This is a genomic window from Pseudonocardia adelaidensis, from assembly GCF_039543345.1.
GTDB lineage: Bacteria > Actinomycetota > Actinomycetes > Mycobacteriales > Pseudonocardiaceae > Pseudonocardia > Pseudonocardia adelaidensis.
In genome coordinates this window covers 283871-301937 of sequence record NZ_BAABJO010000005.1, presented here as the reverse complement: position 1 = coordinate 301937, position 18067 = coordinate 283871, and the positions used below count along the sequence as shown (strand labels likewise).

Sequence of the window (18067 nt, the reverse complement as noted above, 5' to 3'; positions counted from 1 at the left end):
GGAGCGGGGTGAGCACCCGCAGCGACCTGCGTCGCACCGCCGCCGACACCTTCGGGTGGACCCGCCTGCGCCCCGAGCAGCTCGAGGCCATGGAGCACGCGGCGGACGGCCGCGACGTGCTCGCCGTGCTGCCCACCGGATCCGGGAAGTCGGCGATCTACCAGGTGCCGGCGCTGCTGCGGGAGGGCCCGACCGTGGTCGTCTCCCCGCTCATCGCGCTGCAGCACGACCAGCGCGAGGGGCTGGCCGAGACCGGCTCCGCGGACGCGGTGGCCGTCAACTCCGTGCAGAAGGCGGGCGAGAACCGGGCGGCGTGGGACGCGGTGGACGCCGGCACGGCCGCGTACGTGTTCCTGGCCCCCGAGCAGCTGGCGAACGACGACGTGGTGGAGCGGGTCCGGGTGGCCGGACCCGCTCTCTTCGTCGTGGACGAGGCGCACTGCGTCTCGGAGTGGGGCCACGACTTCCGGCCGGACTACCTGCGTCTCGGCGGTGTGATCGAGCGGCTCGGGCACCCGCCCGTGGTCGCGCTGACGGCCACCGCGGCGCCGCCGGTGCGCGCCGACATCGTCGAGCGGCTGGGGCTGCGCGACCACAGCGAGGTGCTGGCCTCCTTCGACCGCCCCGAGCTGCACCTCGCCGCGCACCGGTACGCCGACCCGGACCAGCGCAGCGCCGCGGTCGAGGAGCGCGTGGTGGAGCGCTCCGGGCCCGGGCTGGTCTACTGCGCCACCCGCAAGGACACCGTCGCCCACGCCGAGGCGCTGCGGGCGCGCGGGGTCGCCGCCGCGGCCTACCACGCAGGCCTGAAGCGGGCGGTCCGCGAGGACGTGCACGAGCGGTTCCTCTCGGGCGAGCTCACCGTCGTCGTCGCGACGTCCGCGTTCGGGATGGGGATCGACAAGCCGGACGTCCGGTACGTCCTGCACGCTGCGGCGCCCGCCTCGCTCGACGCCTACTACCAGGAGATCGGCCGGGCGGGCCGGGACGGCGACCCGGCACTCGCCGAGCTGCACCACCACCCCCGCGACGCCGACCTGCAGCGCTTCCTCACCGCGCGGCGCCCGAAGCCGGACGCGCTGCGGGCCGTGCTCGCAGCGCTCGAGGACGGCCGGCCACGGCGCCCGAAGGAGATCGGGGAGGACGGAGGCCTCTCCCCCGCCCGGCGTACCGCGGCGCTCAACCTGCTGGAGCAGGCAGGGGCCGTGGCCGCCGACCCCGAGGGCCGGTTCACCGCCACCGGCGCCCCGGCGGGTGAGGCGGCCGTGCAGCGGGGCGTCGAGATCGCCGAACGCCGCCGGGAGACCGTCCGTTCGCGGATCGAGATGATGCGCGGCTACGCCGAGAGCACCGACTGCCGGCGCCGTACCCTGCTCGGCTACTTCGGCGAGCAGCGGGACGAGCCGTGCGGGAACTGCGACAGCTGCGAGGCCGGCACGGCGCGCGACGGCGACCCGGGGGCGGCGGAGGCCGCGGGCGTCGGCACCCGGGAGGCGGTGCGGCACCCGGAGTGGGGCGAGGGCGTGGTGATGTCCACCGGGCGCGACCGCGTGACGGTGCTGTTCGCCGAGCACGGGTACAAGACCCTCGCCCTGGACGCGGTGCGGGAGAACGACCTGCTGCGCCCCGCCGAGTAGGTCCCGCCGAGCAGCGACGGGCCTGCGGCGACCGTTGCTCAGCCGGGGAGGGTCTCGCCGCCGATCGGGGCGAGCACCTCGCCGGTGTAGTAGCTGGAGAGCTGCGTCGCGGCGAAGAACACGTACGACGGGGCGATCTCGTCCGGGTCGGCGGGCCGGCCCATCGGCACCTGCCGGCCGAACGACTCGGTCTTCTCCTCGGGCATGGTCGCCGGGATCAGTGGCGTCCACACCGGGCCGGGCGCCACGCAGTTGACCCGGATCCCGCGGTCGACCAGCGCCTGCGCCAACGAGTAGGTGAGGGCGTTGATCGCGCCCTTCGTCGCCGAGTAGTCGATCAGGCTCTTGTTGCCGCGCAGCCCGTTGATCGAGCTCGTGTTGATGACCGCGCTGCCCTCCCCGAGGTGCGGGAGGGCGGCCCGGGTCACGCGGAAGTAGCTGTGGATGTTGACGTCGAACGTGTGCGTCCACTGCTCGTCGTCGATCTCCTCGGGCGAGCCGACCGGTGTCTGCGTGGCGACGTTGTTCACCAGCACGTCGAGGCGGCCCAGCTCGGCCACCGTGCGCTCCACGACCTCGGCGCAGTGGGCGGCGCCGGCGAGGTCGCCGCGCAGCAGCAGGCACCGCCTGCCCTCGCCCTCGACGAGGCCCGCGGTGTGCTCGGCGTCGGCGTCCTCGGCCAGGTAGGCCAGCGCGACGTCGGCGCCCTCCTTGGCGAACGCGGCGCAGACGGCGCGCCCGATGCCCGAGTCTCCCCCGGTCACGAGCGCGACCTTGCCCGCGAGCAGGTCGCGACCGGACCAGCCGCGCATCTCGTCGCGGGGTTCGGGCGCCATCGCGCCGGTCTCCCCCGGCGGCGTCTGCTGCTGTGGTGGCGGGGTCTCCTCGGGCATGTCACTCCTCGTGGACGGCGGTCGCGCGTCCGAGCGATGTGCCCGGACACATGCGACCCAAACGCCGGATTCCCCCGGGAGGGCCACGGCGCGCCGCCCGCTCACCGGGCGACGGAACCCCGTCCCCACCTAGACTTTCCGGGTGACCGCTACCCGCGCGTTCCCCTTCCTCGCCGCAGGTGGCGAGCTGGGCGTGCTGGTCGGCGAACACGACTGGGCGGCGGGGCCGCTCGGGCCGCTCGCGGCGTGGCCCGGCCCGCTCCGCGCGGCCGTGGGGATCGTGCTGGAGTCCCCGCACCCGATGGTGCTGTGGATCGGGCCGGAGCTCATCGCGCTCTACAATGACGCGTTCGCCGCGCTCGTCGGGCGCGCCCACCCCGGGGCACTCGGCCGGCCGGGCGCCACCGGCTTCGCCGACGCGTGGGAGACGATCGGTCCCGCGCTCACCCAGGTGCTGTCCGGCGGGGCGGCGGTCCGCGTCGACGACCAGCCGTTGGTCCTGCGCCGCCTGGACGCGCGCGAGGAGACCCACTGGGCGTTCACGCACTCCCCCGTGCGCGGCGAGGGCGGCGAGGTCATCGCCGTCCTCACGGCCACCACCGAGACCACCGCCCGCGTGGTCGAGGAGCGCAGGCGCGAGACGTTGCGCGCGCTGGGTGACCTGTCCCCCGTGCGCATCGCGCCCGCGGGCCATGCGGTCGACCACGTCGCCGTCGCCGCGCTCGACGCGCTCGCCCGCAACCCGCAGGACGTCCCGTTCGCCGCCGTCCTGCGCCCCGGGACGAACGGAGAGGGCGAACCGGGCCTGCAGGTGGCGGCCGCCCACGGCCTCCCGGACGGGCTGCCGCCGCTGCCGGCGCCCGACGGGTCGGGCCCTGCCCTGACGCAGGCGCTGCGCACCGGGCAGCCGGTCGTCGTCCGCGGGCTCCGGGACGCCTTCCCCGGCGCCTTCCCGGCCGCCCACCCGCTCGGGCCGCTCTCCCCGGACGCGGCCGTCGTTCTGCCGCTGGGCGCGGGCGCCCCCGCGGGCGTGCTCGTCCTCGGCGTCAACCCCTACCGCCCGCTCGGTGCCGATCAGGACGACGACCAGCTCGCGTTCCTCCACGCCGTCGCCGCGCACGTGTCCACGGCGCTCACCGACGCGAGCGCACTGGACCGGGCGCTCGACGCGGCCCGGCGCGACGGGGACTCGCCACCGCACGAGGTGCTCAGCAGCGCGCTGTTCCAGGAGCGCGAGCGCTACCGGGCGCTCGTCACGCAGGCCCCGGTGGGCATCTGGGTCGCCGACCGGCGCGGCACCACCACGTTCGTCAACGACCAGATCGCCCAGCTGTGGGGCAGGAGGCCCGCCGAACTCACGGGTACCGGCTGGACCGACCAGCTGCACCCCGACGACCGCGAGGCGGCCGCGGACGGGTGGGCCGCCGCGGTACGGGCCGGCACCGTGTGGGACGCGACCTACCGCATCGTCGCCGCCGGCGGCGGCGTGCACGAGGTCCGCACGTCGGCCCGCCCGCTGCGCGACCCCGCCGGCGAGATCACCGGGTTCCTGGCCACCACGGCCGACATCACCGAGGAGCGCCGCGCCGAACAGGTCCGGCGCGACGTCGCCACCGAGCACGCGGCCCGCAAGGCATCGGAGGCGGCGGCGGCGCGCCTGCGGGCGATGGTGCAGGGGCTCGCGGCGATCGTGTGGGAGGCCGAGTGGCGGCCGGACGGCAGCCCGGACGAGGGCTCGGGCCGGGCCGGCGGCTGCCTGCGCTTCACCTTCGTCTCCGACCGGGCCGAGGAGCTGCTCGGACACCCCGCTGCCCGCTGGTGCGACGATCCCGACTTCTGGCCCGCGATGATCCACCCGGACGACCGGGACGAGGCGCTCGCCTACACCGGCGACCGCACCGCCGCCGGGGTCGACCACGACCTCACCTACCGGGCCGTCGCGATCGACGGCCGGGTGCTGTGGCTGCACCAGGTCGTCCACGTGGTCACCGGGCCGGACGGCGCGCCGGTCGCCGCGCAGGGCCTCACCGTGGACGTCACCGAGCAGAAGCGCGCCGAGCGCTCGGCGGCGCTCCTCGCCGACACCGGCAGGCTCGTCACGCAGGAGGGCAGCGCCGAGGAGCGGCTCGGCGACCTCGTGCGGCTGGTCGTGCACGAGCTCGGCGACGCGGCGGTCGCGGCGCTCGTGGGCCCGGACGGCCTGCTGCACCGGGTCGCGGCCGCCCACGACCACCCGGCCGTCGCCAAGGTCCTGCGCGCGCTGACCTCCACCCGGCTGCCGCCGTCGCTCGCCGAGGCGCTGGCGCCGGGTCTTCCCGTGGTCGTGCCGATCACCGAGGACCTCATCCGGTCCGCGGTCCCCGACGACGACGCACGCCGGGTCGCGCTGCGGGCGGGCAACGCACTCGTCGTCCCGCTCGTCGTCGGGGACGGGGTGGCGGGCGTGCTCGCCTTCGTGAACTTCGGGCCGGGCCGCTACTACCACAACACGGAGCTCGACCTGGCCGCCGAGCTGGGCAGGCGGGCGTCGATGATGCTGGCCTCCGGCCGCAGGCGCGCCCGGGAGCGCCGGCTGCAGCAGGTGAGCGCCGACCTCGCCTCCGCGGGGAGCGTCCTGGAGGCCGCGCGGCTGCTCGTCGCGCGGCTGCCCGACTTCCTCGGTGCGGCGACGGCGAGCGTGTACCTCGCCGAGCCCGAGCGCGGCCTGCGGCTCGTGCACGCGGGCGGGCCGGCCGCGCCGGTGGTCGGCGCGGCCGCCACGATGCGCCTCGACGACAAGGCGCCGATCGCCACCGCGGTGCGCACCGGCGAGCCGGTGTGGATCCACGACCGGTCCGAGTGGGCGCGCGAGTGGCCGGACCAGCTCGAGCACGCCGCGGCGGCGGGCCTGCACGCGGCCGCCGCGTTGCCCCTCGCGGCCGTCGGCCGGGTCGTCGGCGCGATCGGTCTCTCCTTCCCGACCGAGCGGACCTTCCCCGCCGACGAACGCGACTTCGTGCTCGCGCTCGTCGCCCAGGCCGCGCCCGCGTTCGAGCGCGCCGCCGCCGCCGACGAGCGCCGGCTGATCGCCGAGACCCTGCAGAAGAGCCTCCTTCCGCCGACCCTCCCCCGGCTGGACCGGCTCCCGCTGGCATCCCGCTACCTGCCCGGCGCGCGCGGCAGCCAGGCGGGCGGCGACTGGTACGACGTGCTGCCGCTCGACGAGGGCCGCGTCGCGATCGCCGTCGGCGACGTCGTCGGGCAGGGCGCGCGGGCCGCCGCGATCATGGGCCAGCTGCGCAGCGCGCTCTCGGGCTACCTGCTCGAGGGCCACGACCCGGTGCAGGCCCTCGAACGGCTCGACCGCTTCGCGGGCCGCGTGCCCGACGCCACCGGCAGCACCGTCGCGTGCCTGGTGCTCGACCCGGAGACCGGCCACCTCGTCTGGGCACGGGCCGGCCACCCGCCGCCGCTCGTGGCCGGCCCGAACGGCTGCCGGCCCCTCGAGGACGCGGGCGGCACCGTGCTCGGGGTGCGCGCCCGGCCCCCGTTCACCGCAGGCACGGCGACGATCACGCCGGGCGAGAGCATCCTGCTCTACACCGACGGGCTCGTGGAGCGGCGCGGTGAGATCGTCGACGACGGGATCGCGCGCCTGGCCGCCGTCGCCGCACGCCACCACGCCCTCGCACCCGAGGCCCTGACCGACGTGCTGCTGTCCGGGGCGCTCGACGGCACGGCCGCGGGCGGCGGCCCCGACCCGGTCGACGACGTCGCCCTCATCGTGGCCAGGCTGGTTCCGGCGCCGCTGCGGGTGGTGCTCCCGGCCGAGGCCCAGGTCCTGCGTGAGCTGCGGGCCGCCGTCCTCGCGTGGGCGGCGGCGAGCGCCATCGACGACGACGACGTCTACGACCTGCAGCTCGCCGTCGGCGAGGCCGCCGCCAACGCCGTCGAACACGCCTACCGCGACCGCGCACCGGGCCCGATGTCCGTGGAGCTCACCCGCGATGCGGACGGCGGGATCGAGGCGCGCGTCCGCGACGAGGGCAGCTGGCGGCCCATCCCGGACGAGAGGGGATACCGCGGCCGGGGCCTCGAGCTGATCCGCGACGTCAGCGGTGGCATGCGGCTGCACCACGGCCCGGAGGGCACCGAGGTGCGGTTCAGGGTGGCACCCTCCGGCTCCCCGGCGGCCCCCGCCGGTCCCGCCCATGCCGCCGGCGCCGCCGATATCCCGCCGCCCCGGCCCGGGCCCGCCACCGTGCGGATCACCGGTGACGCCGAGGACGGCGCCGGCACGGTCGAGGTCCGCGGCGAGCTCGACCTCGCGGGCGTGCGAGCCGTCGGCGACGAGCTGCTGGCCCGCACCGACGCGGGCGGCACCCTCACCGTGGACCTCCGCGCCACCACATACCTCGCCAGCGCGGGGGTCGCCCTCCTCGTGGAGGCCGATCGCCGCGTGCGCTCGGCGGGCGGGAAGCTGCGGGTGCGCGTGGCCGGGGGCGACGTCGTCCGCAGGGCGCTGAACCTGAGCGGCGTGGACGCCCTGCTCGACGTGCTCGACGGTTGATGGGCCGGACGGCCCACCGGTCGGCCGCCGGGGGACGGCATCTCGCGAACCGGGGCTCGCGCGAGGGTTGACCCCGGGCGAAGCGGCTACCCGCGGGATCCGCGTCCAGCACCCCCGAGGAGCACGCCGTGTCGCAGCAGGCCGCCCGCGCCACGAACACCGAGTCCGCCTCCCCACCGGCGCCGGGCCGCGATGCCGACACCCCGGTCCACATCCCGCCGCGCGGCTGGTGGCAGATCACCCGCCGCGCGTTCGCCGAGAGCAAGGCCGACCACGTCCCGATGCTCGCCGCGGGGGTGGCGTTCTTCGGCTTCCTCGCCGTCTTCCCCGCCCTGATCGCCGCGCTGACGCTCTACGGGCTCGTCGCCGACCCCGCCGAGGTGGCCCACCAGCTGGAGGGACTCGCCGGAGCGCTGCCCCGCGAGGCGCGTCCGCTGGTCGCCGACCAGCTCGGCCTCGTCGCCGCGGGCAGCGCCGGGGCGCTGGGGATCGGGCTGGTCGTGGCGCTGCTGGCGGCGCTCTGGTCGGCCTCCAGCGGCACGGGCAACCTCGTCCAGGCGATCAACATCGCCTACGACGAGGAGGAGACGCGCGGCTTCGTGAAGCTGCGCGCCAGGGCGCTGCTGCTCACGCTCGGTGCGATCGTCTTCGTCCTGGTGGCGCTCGCGCTGGTGGCGGTCGTCCCGCCGCTGCTCGACGCGCTGCCGCTCGGCCGGGCCGCGACGGTGCTCGCCCAGGTGGTGCGGTGGGGCCTGCTGATCGCGGTCGTGGTCGTCGCGCTCGCCGTGGTCTACCGGCTCGCCCCGGACCGCGACGCCCCGCGCATCCGCTGGGCCAGCACGGGCGCGCTCGTCGCCGCGGTCCTGTGGATCGCGGGCAGCGTCGCCTTCAGCCTCTACGTCGACAACTTCGGCAGCTACAACCGCACCTACGGGGCCCTCGCGGGCGTCGTCGTGCTCCTGCTGTGGCTGTACCTCACCAGCTACGTCGTCCTGCTCGGGGCCGAGATCAACGCCGAGGCAGAGCGGCAGACCGAGCGCGACACCACCCGGGGGCGCCCCGTCCCGATGGGCGAGCGGGACGCCGTCGCCGCGGACGAGGTCGCCGACCGGGGCTGATCCCCCGGTGGCCGCTGATCCGGCGGCCGCGCCGGCTCGGCGCCGACGGCGGAGAGGCCTGGCCGTGCGGTGCGTGGTGTCGGGATCCGGAGGCGCGGGTAGTCGACGCGGTATGGGCCGGCGAGTGGTCGTGATCGGCGCCTTCGCGGGCGGGGTCGAGGCACTCCGCGCGGGCGTCGCGGGGCTCCCGCTTCGAGCTGCCGGGCGCGCACCGCGGCGGCTGGCAGCTCACGATGGACGTGCACGTGAGCCCGTTGGCCGACCGCGACTCGGGGGTGCTCGGTGCCGCCGTCGCGTTCCTCGACGTCATGGACGCCGGCCGGCTGCATTCGGAACTGGAGTCCACCCTCGGCCAGCTGGAGAGGGCGTACGAGGAGCTCCAGCCCGCCGACGAGGAACTCGAGACGACCAACGAGGAGCGATCGGGCAGCACTTCCTCACCCCCGACATCGGGCTGCCCCTGGAACAGCTGGCCCCGATGATCCGCCGCGCCCTCGGTGGCGAGCCGGGGCCCCAGGAGCCCGCGCTCCCCGCGGTGAACCGGCGCGGCCGCGGGATCGGCGTCCGGGTGCTCGGGAGCCCGCTCGCCGGGTACGACGGCCGGCCGGGCGGCGTGATCCTCATGATGGAGCAGGACCAGCGCGTCGACGGCCAGGACGCCCGGGCAGAGGGAGCCACGACGTCATGACGGTGGTGGCCGGGCTGTGGGGCGACGTCGAGGCGCGCCGCGACCACCACCTGCTGCGTCTGCGCGGCGGGCTCTCGCTCGCCACCGTGCCCCGGGCCCGCGCGCTGCTGGGCAAGCTGCTGCGCGACCCCGGTGCGGTCGTCGTCGACCTCGCCGGGCTCGAGCTCGACTGGGACCCCGCCGCCGAGGTCTTCCCGGCGGCACTCGCGGCGGCCGGCGGCTGGCCGGCCGCGCAGCTGGTCCTCACGGGCGCCGGGGACCGTTTCGCCACCCGGATCCGGGCGCTGCGCATCGACCGCACCGTCCCGCTGGTCGACGACCCCGACCGCGCGTCGGACAGGCTGCACCACAGGCCGGACCGGGTCATGCGGCACCGCGACCTCCCAGCGACGCCCGTCGCCCCCGCCATGGCGCGGGCGCTGGTCCACGAAGCCTGCGTGGACTGGTCGGCCACCGAGGCGGAGGACGCGGCCGTGCTCGTCGCGAGCGAGCTCGTGACCAATGTCGTGCAGCACGCGCCCAAAGGGTGCCGGGTGTCCGTCGCGGTGGACGGCACGAGCCTGCGCGTCAGCGTGCGCGACTACGCACCCGGGCCCGAACTGCGACCCCGGCCGGTGGACACCGCCCGGGCCGGCGGACGCGGCCTCCACCTCGTCGCGATGGTCTCCAGCGCGTGGGGCGTCCAGCAGCACCCCGACGGCAAGACCACGTGGGCGCAGATCCCGCTGACCGCCTGAGCCGCTACGCGTCCAGTTCCTGCAGCGCCGCCGCGAGCGACTGGCGGTGGCGCAGCACCGGCCCGAGCCGCGTGATCTCGAGGACCCGGCGCACGATCGCCGGCCCGGCGGCCGTGCAGAACCGCACCCCGGCCGCCTCGGCCTCCCGGCACGCGTCCATGAGCACGACCAGCCCGGTGGACCCGCAGAAGGTCAGCCCGGTCAGGTTCACCACGAGGCAGCGCGGGGAGGCCGCGAGCGCGCCGCGGGTGGCGTCCCGCAGCACGTCGGCGCTGGAGACGTCGACCTCCCCGCGGGGCGAACAGCACCAGCACCCCCCGCCGCGACTCGCGCGTCTCGACCCGCAGCAGGTCCCGGCGCTGAGCGACCTGTGTCCGCTCGGCGGGTCCGATCTGCTCGGATCCGTGGGTCATCCCGTTCCGCTCTCCGAGTGGGATCCGGCCGGTCGGGGCGAGCCGGCCCGGGTGCCAGCCTGCACCCAGGCCAACCGGCTCGCAAGTGGGTCACACCCGGACGGGTCGATCTTGGACCCGCCGCGCCGGGCCGGTGATCACGCGCCCGCCGGGAGGGGGTAGCGCAGCAGGGCGCCGACGCCGTCGTCGAGCGGGCGCCTGACGAGCCCGGTCCGCCCGCCCCCGATCGGGACGAAGCCCGCACCCGAGCCCGCGGCCGCACGCAGCATGGCCGCATCGACGGGAACCTCGGCGGTCGGGTCGGAGCCTGCGACGCGCAGGTCCGCAGGCGCCTCGGCCACCTGGGCGGGCTCCCGCGAGATCCACACGGTGCCGTCGCGGTGCACCCCCGCGTCGAGCAGGAGCGTGTCGACGGCCTCGGCACGCAGGGCGGCGAGCACCGGCCCGACGCCCTGCACGGCGAGGCCGTCCCCCCGGCCTGCCGCCTTCTCGTAGCGGTCGAGCACGGCGAGCCGGGTGGAGGTGACGACGTCGCGCAGGGCCTCGGCCACGGCGGCGGCGAGGTCGTCCCCACCGGCGCCGCCCCCTTCCAGCTGCACGACGATCGACGCGCTGCGCTCCCCCAGCGCGTCGATCAGGCGCGAGCGCGCCCGCGGGTCCCCCGCGACGAGCAGCACGCTCGCCCCGGCGTCGGCCACGTGCCGGTCGACTCGCTCGGCGACCTGTGCCGTGTTGCGCCGCCAACTCTCCTCGACGCGCTCCTGCATGGCGAGGTGCGACCACCCCCCGCTGCGCACCTTGTGCACGGGGTGCTCGCGGCCCTCGACCTGCTCGGTGACCACCGGGCGCGCGTCCGGCCCGGCGAGGAGGATCTCCCCACCGGTCTCGTCGACGCGCACGACCACCGCCGTCACCGGCTCTGGCTGGTCGACGAGGGCCGGCAGCAGATCGGGCAGCGGGCCCCAGTGCGCCTCGGGCAACACCGGCGGCTCGGGCAGCGCACGGTCGAGCACCACCCGGGAACCACGGGCCACGAGCACCCGCCCGGCGCGGCCCACCGCGGGCGGGGCGCTCTCGACGGCCGTCTCCAGCGCGTCGAGTGTCCCGGCGTCGGCCCCCTCCGAGGCCAGCCGCTCCCGGGCGTCCGCCCAGCGCAGCGCGATGGCGCGGGCCGCGTCGTCCGTGTCGTGCGACGTGTCCAGGTACACGGTGGCGAACGGACCGACGTGCTTGGTCAGCTCGTTCAGGAATCGCAGGTCCACGTCGGGGGCCTACCCGGGCACCCGCGCGGGCATGCGGTGAGAATCAACGGCAATGGGACGGGCGACGGGATCAGCGACGGGATCGGCACCGCGATCGGCGGCGGGATCACGAACCACATGAGGGCGCCCGGGACACCGCCGTGGGCGCGCTGGGCGCTGCTCGTCGTGCTCACCGTCGCCGGCAGCACCGCCATGACGGCCCTCGGCGTGCCGTCCCCGGCGCTCTTCGCCGGGCTGCTGGTCGCCACCGTCCTCGCGCTCGGCGGGATGCCCGTGGTGGTGCCGCGGCCGCTGAACGGCGCGGCGCAGGCGGCCATCGGCGTGGTCATCGGCGTGCTCGCCCAGCCCGGCACGCTCGCAGGCCTGGCCGGCCAGTGGGTGCCGGTGCTGCTCGTCTGCCTCGCGACGCTCGCGGTGAGCATGGCCGCGGGCTTGCTGCTGGGGTTGCGGCGCGGCATCTCACCGCTCACCGGGATGCTCGCGCTCACCGCGGGCGGCGCGTCCGGGCTGGTGGCGGTGAGCCGCGAGCTCGGCGGCGACGACCGCACGGTCGCGGTCGTCCAGTACCTGCGCGTCGGGATGGTCACCGCCACCATGCCGGTGGTGGCCGCCGTCGGCTTCGGCGCGGCCGCGGGGGCCGCCCCCGAGCCGAACGGGCCCGCGCCGCTCGTCGTCGACCTCGCCTACCTCGCGGTCTGCGCGGCGACCGGCACGGTGCTCGCGGGGCTCGCGCGGATCCCGGCCCCCGCCCTGCTCGGGCCGATGACGGTGGCGATCGCGGTGAACCTCGGGGGCTGGTCCTTCGGCGCCACCCCGCCCGCGGTCCTCGTCGAGATCGCGTACGCCGTGATCGGGTGGCAGGCCGGCGCCCGCTTCACCCGGGAGAGCCTGCGCACGGTGCTCGGCGCGCTTCTCCCGGCCGCCGCGCTCGTCGTGGCCGTCATCGTCGCCTGCGCGGGGCTGGGCCTCGTGCTGTCCGCCGCCACCGGCACGAGCGCCCTGGACGGCTACCTCGCCACCACGCCCGGCGGGGTCTACGCCGTACTGGCCACCGCGGTCTCCGCCGGCACGAACGTCACCTTCGTCATGGCGGTGCAGGTGCTGCGGGTGGTCGTGATGTTGCTGGTGACGCCCGCGATCGCCCGGATCACCACCCGCCCCGGCCCGTGACCCGTCACCCGTTCGGCCGAACTGATGCGTAGCGCGTCGCGCGCCGGGTAACCGGCGCCCGGAGCGGGAGATCGGAGGACCCCATGGGCCGCCACGACAAGACGCCCCACGACAAGGTGGACCACAAGCTCGAGGAGCTCGGAGGCAAGGCCAAGGAGGCGGTCGGCCGCGCCACCGACGACGAGGAGCTCGAGGCGCAGGGCGAGCGCGACCAGGCGAAGAGCAACCTCAAGCAGGCGGGTGACAAGGTCAAGGACGCCTTCCGGCGCTGACCACCCCGTTCCGGGCCCCGGCCGACCCCCGACCGGCCGGGGCCTCACCATGCCGAGCTCCGTACCGATCCGAACGCCGATCCCGGAACCGGTGTGAGCGGGTCAGCCCGTCCCGAGCCGCGCGCCCCGGACGGCCGCCAGCCGCGCGCGGGCCCGCGCGAGGTCGGCCGCGTCACCGCTCTCCAGGAGCGCCAGCGCCTCGTCGATCGCCCCGCGCAGCACCACGACCTCCCCGGCCCGGTCGGCGAGCTGCGTGTGGGTGCTCCAGAGGTCGACGAACACCGCCACCTTCGAGCGCAGCACCCAGGGGTCGAAGGGCTTGGTGATGTAGTCGACGGCGCCGGCCTGGTAGCCGCGGAACGCGAGGTGCGGGTCGTAGTCCACCGCGGTGAGGAACAGGATCGGGATGTGGCGCGTGCGCTCGCGCTGCTTGACGTGCCCCGCGGTCTCGAAGCCGTCCATGCCGGGCATGTGCGCGTCGAGCAGGATCACGGCGTAGTCCTCGACGAGCAGCCGCTTGAGCGCGTCCTCACCGCTCGTGACGGCCACCAGCTCGATCGGCAGCCCCTCGAGGATGGCCTGCAGGGCGAGCAGGTTCTCGCGGCGGTCGTCGACCGCGAGCACGCGCGCTGTCTGGCGGATCACCGTCCACCGCCGGCTGCCCCGATCCCGCTGCCGAGCCCGGCGACACCCGCGGTGCCCGCCCGGCCGCGGCGCGGCGTGACCCACGACGCCATGAGCGCGAGCAGCTCGTCGAGGTCCACCGGCTTCGTGACGTAGTCGGTGGCGCCCGCGGCGAGGCTCGACTCCCGGTCGCCCGGCATCGCCTTCGCCGTCAGGAACACGATCGGCAGGTCCCGCCCCTGCGGGAGCCTGCGGATGCGCCGCGTGGTCTCGTTGCCGTCCAGGTCGGGCATCATCGCATCCATCAGCACCACGTCGACCTCGGGGTGCTCGGTGAGGAGGCGGATCCCCTCCGTGCCGTTGTCGGCGTAGATCACCGTGAGGCCGTGCAGCTCGAGCGCGCTGGTGAGCGCGAACACGTTCCGCACGTCGTCGTCGACGATCAGGACGGTGACGCCGGCCAGCTCGGGCGCGGGCCGCACGCCGGCGGGCCCGCCGGGCCCGGTGCGCAGGATCGGGTTCGGTGACGCGGCAGGGCGCGGCGGTTCCAGGGTCGGTTCCGGGAGCGCGAGCGCCGGGATCGGGGGGCGCGGGGTCAGCCGGGCGGCCGCCGCCGTGACCGGGGGCAGCTCGTCGGGCAGCAGGAGCGTGAACACCGATCCCTCACCGGGCTGCGAGGTGACCTCGATCTTGCCACCCAGCATCCGCGCGAGCTCCTTGGAGATCGACAGGCCCAGGCCGGTGCCGCCGTACTTGCGGCTCGTGGTGCCGTCGGCCTGCTGGAACGCCTCGAAGATCATCTCGAGCTTCTCCTGCGGGATGCCGATCCCCGTGTCCCCGACGGTGAACGCGATCACGGTGCGGGCCGAGTCGAGCGCGGGCACGCCGTGCAGCGTGCCCGACGGTACGACGGAGACGCCGAGGCTGACGTGGCCGGAGTCGGTGAACTTCACGGCGTTGGCGAGCAGGTTGCGCAGCACCTGCTGCAGCCGCTGGGCGTCGGTCGTGATCGTCTCGGGCAGGTCGTCGCCTGCCTCGACCCGCATCTCGAGGCCCTTCTCCTCGGCCTGCGGGCGGAAGGCCTGCTCCACCGATGCGCACACGTGGGCGAGATCCACCGGCGCCGGGTCGACGTCCACCCGGCCCGCCTCGATCTTGGACAGGTCCAGGATGTCGTCGATCAGCCGCAACAGGTCGGAGCCCGCGCTGTGGATCGTGCTGGCGAACTCGATCTGCTTCTCGGTGAGGTTGTTGTTCGGGTTGTCGGCGAGCAGCCGGGCGAGCAGCAGCAACGAGTTGAGCGGCGTGCGCAGCTCGTGGCTCATGTTGGCCAGGAACTCCGACTTGTACTGGCTGGCCAGCGCCAGCTGCTGCGCCTTCTCCTCCACGCCGCGGCGCGCCGCGTCGATCTCCATGTTCTTGATCTCGACGTTGCGGTTCTGCTGGGACAGCTGCTCGGCCTTCTCCTCCAGCTCCGCGTTGGCCCGCTGCAGCTCCGCCGACTGGTCCTGCAGCTCCATCGCGAGCACCTGGGACTGCGACAGCAGCTCCTCGGTGCGCCGGTTGGCCCGGATCGTGGTGATCGCGACGCCGATCGTGGCGACGAGGCGCTCCAGGAACGTCAGGTGCAGCGGCGAGAACGGCGTGACCGACCCGAGCTCGATCACCCCGAGGCACTCGCCCTCGAACTGCACCGGCAGCACCACCACCGCGCGGGGCGACGCCGCACCCACGGCCGAGCGGATCGGCAGGTAGCCCTGCGGCACGCCCTCGACGAGCACGACCCGGCGGGTGGCGGCCGCCTGCCCGACGAGCCCCTCCCCCGGCCCGAACGACAGCGGTGGGTCCCCCGCCGTCATGGCGTAGCCGCCGGTCATGACCCAGCGGTCCGGGTCGCCGCCGGAGATGATCGAGGGCTCGGCCGCCAGGAAGAACGCCCCCACCTGGGCGTTCACCAGCGGGGCGACCTCGTTCATGATCATCTGGCAGACCTCGTTGAGGTCGCGCTGCCCCTGCAGGAGGCCGCCGATGCGCACGAGGTTCGAGTCGAGCCAGCCCTGCTCGGCGTTCTGCTGGGTGGTCTCGCGCAGGGTGGCGATCATCTGGTTGATCGTGTCCTTGAGGTCCGCGATCTCACCGCGGGCCGCCACCGTGATCTGCTGGGTCAGGTCGCCGCTCGCCACCGCGGTGGAGACCGCCGAGATCGCGCGCAGCTGCGTGGTGAGGGTGGCCGCGAGCTGGTTGACGTTCTCGGTGAGGTCGCGCCACGTGCCCGAGACGCCACGCACCTGGGCCAGCACGCCGAGCTTGCCCTCGGTGCCCACGTCGCGGGCCACCCGCGAGACCTCGTCGGCGAAGGACGAGAGCTGGTCGACCATCGTGTTGACGGTCAGCTTGAGGTCGAGGATCTCGCCGCGCGCGTCGACGGTGATCTTCTGCGACAGGTCGCCCCGGGCGACGGCCGTGGTGACCTGGGCGATGTTGCGCACCTGGGCGGTCAGGTTGCCCGCCAGCTGGTTCACGTTCTCCGTGAGGTCGCGCCACGTGCCCGCGACGCCCTTCACCGTGGCCTGCCCGCCGAGCTTGCCCTCGGTGCCCACCTCGCGGGCCACGCGGGTGACCTCGTCCGCGAACGACGACAGCTGGTCGACCATCGTGTTCACGGTCGACTTGAGCTCCAGGATCTCGCCCCGGGCGTCCACCGTGATCTTCTGCGACAGGTCGCCCTGCGCCACCGCCGTGGTGACCTGGGCGATGTTGCGCACCTGGGCGGTCAGGTTGCCCGCCAGCTGGTTCACGTTCTCCGTGAGGTCGCGCCACGTGCCCGCGACGCCCTTCACCTCCGCCTGGCCACCGAGCTTGCCCTCGGTGCCCACCTCACGCGCCACGCGCGTGACCTCGTCCGCGAACGACGACAGCTGGTCGACCATCGTGTTCACGGTCGACTTGAGCTCCAGGATCTCGCCCCGGGCGTCCACCGTGATCTTCTGCGACAGGTCGCCGCGCGCCACCGCCGTGGTGACCTGCGCGATGTTGCGCACCTGGCCGGTGAGGTTCGACGCCATGTAGTTGACGTTGTCGGTGAGGTCGCGCCAGGTGCCCGCGACCCCGCCCACCGTGGCCTGCCCACCCAGCTTGCCTTCGGTGCCCACCTCGCGGGCCACGCGGGTGACCTCGTCCGCGAACGACGACAGCTGGTCGACCATCGTGTTGACCGTCGACTTCAGCTCCAGGATCTCGCCCCGGGCGTCCACCGTGATCTTCTGCGACAGGTCGCCCCGGGCGACGGCCGTGGTGACCTGGGCGATGTTGCGCACCTGCGCGGTGAGGTTGCCCGCCAGCTCGTTCACGTTCTCCGTGAGGTGGCGCCACGTGCCCGAGACGTTGGGCACCGCGGCCTGCCCGCCGAGCTTTCCCTCGATGCCCACCTCGCGAGCCACCCGCGTGACCTCGTCCGCGAACGACGACAGCTGGTCGACCATCGTGTTGACCGTCGACTTCAGCTCCAGGATCTCGCCCCGGGCGTCCACCGCGATCTTCTGCGACAGGTCGCCCTGCGCCACCGCCGTGGCCACCTGGGCGATGCCGCGCACCTGGTCGGTGAGGTTGGCCGCCATCAGGTTCACGGCGTCGGTGAGGTTCTTCCAGGTGCCGGCGACGTTCGGCACGGCGGCCTGCCCGCCGAGGCGGCCCTCGGTGCCCACCTCGACCGCCACCCGGGTGACCTCGTCGGCGAACAGGCGCAGCGTGTCGGTGAGCGAGTTGATCGTCTCGGCGAGCTCGGCCACCTCGCCGCGGGCGCTCACGGTGATCTTGCGGGAGAGGTCGCCCTGCGCGATCGCCGTGGCCGCCGTGGAGATCGAGCGCACCTGGTTGGTCAGGTTGCTCGCCATCGTGTTCACCGAGTCGGTGAGCGCACGCCAGGTGCCTGCGACGCCGCGGACGTCGGCCTGCCCGCCGAGCATGCCCTCGGTGCCCACCTCACGCGCCACGCGCGTGACCTCGTCCGCGAACGACGACAGCTGGTCGACCATCGTGTTCACCGTGCGGCCGATCCGGCGGAACTCGCCGCGCAACGGCCTGCCCTCGATCTCGAGGGCCATGTGCTGGGACAGGTCGCCCTCCGCGACCGCCTCGATCACGCGCGCGATCTCGGCCGTGGGCGTCACGAGGTCCTCGATCAGCGCGTTGACCGCCTGCACGCCGTGGGCCCATGCGCCGTCGTAGGCCTCCTCGTTCAGCCGCTCGGACATCCGGCCCTCGCGGCCGACCGTCCGGCTGATCCGCAGGAGATCGCGGTTGCGGCGCTCCAGGAGCGCCACGAGCTCGTTGACCTGGTCGACCACCTCGCCGGGCGCACCCGCCCGCCGCGGCATCCGAACGTCGAACCGTCCGCGCCTCACCTGGTGCAGGACGTCGGCGAGCTCGTCCAGGATCGCCGTCTCGGGCGCCGGCGCCTGTGCATCCGCCGACGGCGCAGTGCCCGTCGGCTCGACGCCCTGGCGCGGGGTCGTGGTCATCTCGGCCGTTCCTCCACTGCTCGGTCCGGCGACCTGGAACGGGCGCGCGCCGTATCCACGGGGGGTCGGGGCACCGGCGCGGCCGCCGCAGCCCCCGACCCTAGTGGATCCGCAGCGGATCCGACCCCGGCCCGGTGCGGCCGGCGGCCAGCGGTCGACCGGGCCGCCGGACATACCGGATCGC

The 18067-nt window shown here is 75.1% G+C and carries 12 protein-coding genes and 1 pseudogene; 8 read left to right on the top strand and 5 right to left on the bottom strand.

Annotated elements, in window-relative coordinates:
• The first annotated feature begins 8 nt into the window (after nucleotides 1-8).
• Nucleotides 9-1637: a RecQ family ATP-dependent DNA helicase gene (locus ABEA81_RS08845; protein WP_345604375.1), complete on the top strand. Its 1629-nt coding sequence runs from the start codon at nucleotides 9-11 to the stop codon at nucleotides 1635-1637.
• A gap of 38 nt (nucleotides 1638-1675) precedes the next feature.
• Here ABEA81_RS08845 and ABEA81_RS08840 read toward each other — a convergent pair whose 3' ends face one another.
• Complete coding sequence (locus tag ABEA81_RS08840; RefSeq protein ID WP_345604374.1) at nucleotides 1676-2530, bottom strand: SDR family oxidoreductase; 855 nt, start codon at nucleotides 2528-2530, stop codon at nucleotides 1676-1678.
• Nucleotides 2531-2672: 142 nt separating this feature from the next.
• On the opposite strand from ABEA81_RS08840, the gene ABEA81_RS08835 reads away from it, so the two are divergent.
• The 5 genes from ABEA81_RS08835 to ABEA81_RS08815 all read left to right on the top strand — a co-directional run bounded on the left by ABEA81_RS08835 (nucleotide 2673) and on the right by ABEA81_RS08815 (nucleotide 9622).
• Nucleotides 2673-7079, top strand: a complete 4407-nt coding sequence (locus tag ABEA81_RS08835; RefSeq protein ID WP_345604373.1) for a SpoIIE family protein phosphatase — start codon at nucleotides 2673-2675, stop codon at nucleotides 7077-7079.
• A gap of 128 nt (nucleotides 7080-7207) precedes the next feature.
• Nucleotides 7208-8197: a YihY/virulence factor BrkB family protein gene (locus ABEA81_RS08830; protein WP_345604372.1), complete on the top strand. Its 990-nt coding sequence runs from the start codon at nucleotides 7208-7210 to the stop codon at nucleotides 8195-8197.
• A gap of 233 nt (nucleotides 8198-8430) precedes the next feature.
• Nucleotides 8431-8679, top strand: coding sequence for a hypothetical protein (locus ABEA81_RS08825; RefSeq protein ID WP_345604371.1), 249 nt, complete (start codon nucleotides 8431-8433; stop codon nucleotides 8677-8679).
• Complete coding sequence (locus tag ABEA81_RS08820; protein WP_345604370.1) at nucleotides 8676-8885, top strand: hypothetical protein; 210 nt, start codon at nucleotides 8676-8678, stop codon at nucleotides 8883-8885. The genes ABEA81_RS08825 and ABEA81_RS08820 overlap by 4 nt, the downstream gene beginning before the upstream one ends.
• Nucleotides 8882-9622, top strand: coding sequence for an ATP-binding protein (locus ABEA81_RS08815; RefSeq protein ID WP_345604369.1), 741 nt, complete (start codon nucleotides 8882-8884; stop codon nucleotides 9620-9622). The genes ABEA81_RS08820 and ABEA81_RS08815 overlap by 4 nt, the downstream gene beginning before the upstream one ends.
• Nucleotides 9623-9626: 4 nt before the next feature.
• On the opposite strand, the pseudogene ABEA81_RS08810 reads toward ABEA81_RS08815, so the two are convergent.
• A pseudogene (locus ABEA81_RS08810) lies at nucleotides 9627-9920 on the bottom strand (STAS domain-containing protein); the annotation flags it as partial.
• 252 nt (nucleotides 9921-10172) lie between these two features.
• Entirely contained in the window at nucleotides 10173-11297 is a 1125-nt protein-coding gene (locus tag ABEA81_RS08805; RefSeq protein ID WP_345604368.1) for an Rv2629 family ribosome hibernation factor, read from the bottom strand.
• Nucleotides 11298-11333: 36 nt separating this feature from the next.
• Between ABEA81_RS08805 and ABEA81_RS08800 the strand changes: the two genes are divergently transcribed.
• Nucleotides 11334-12467, top strand: coding sequence for an AbrB family transcriptional regulator (locus ABEA81_RS08800; protein ID WP_345604367.1), 1134 nt, complete (start codon nucleotides 11334-11336; stop codon nucleotides 12465-12467).
• Nucleotides 12468-12550: 83 nt separating this feature from the next.
• The gene (locus ABEA81_RS08795; protein WP_345604366.1) at nucleotides 12551-12739 is read left to right on the top strand and encodes a CsbD family protein; all 189 of its coding nucleotides are present in this window, start codon (nucleotides 12551-12553) and stop codon (nucleotides 12737-12739) included.
• Between the two features lie 102 nt (nucleotides 12740-12841).
• Here ABEA81_RS08795 and ABEA81_RS08790 read toward each other — a convergent pair whose 3' ends face one another.
• Nucleotides 12842-13384: a response regulator gene (locus ABEA81_RS08790; RefSeq protein ID WP_345604365.1), complete on the bottom strand. Its 543-nt coding sequence runs from the start codon at nucleotides 13382-13384 to the stop codon at nucleotides 12842-12844.
• On the bottom strand, nucleotides 13381-17883 hold the full coding sequence (locus ABEA81_RS08785) for a HAMP domain-containing protein (RefSeq protein ID WP_345604364.1): 4503 nt from the start codon (nucleotides 17881-17883) through the stop codon (nucleotides 13381-13383). The genes ABEA81_RS08790 and ABEA81_RS08785 overlap by 4 nt, the downstream gene beginning before the upstream one ends.
• Nucleotides 17884-18067 lie beyond the last annotated feature (184 nt).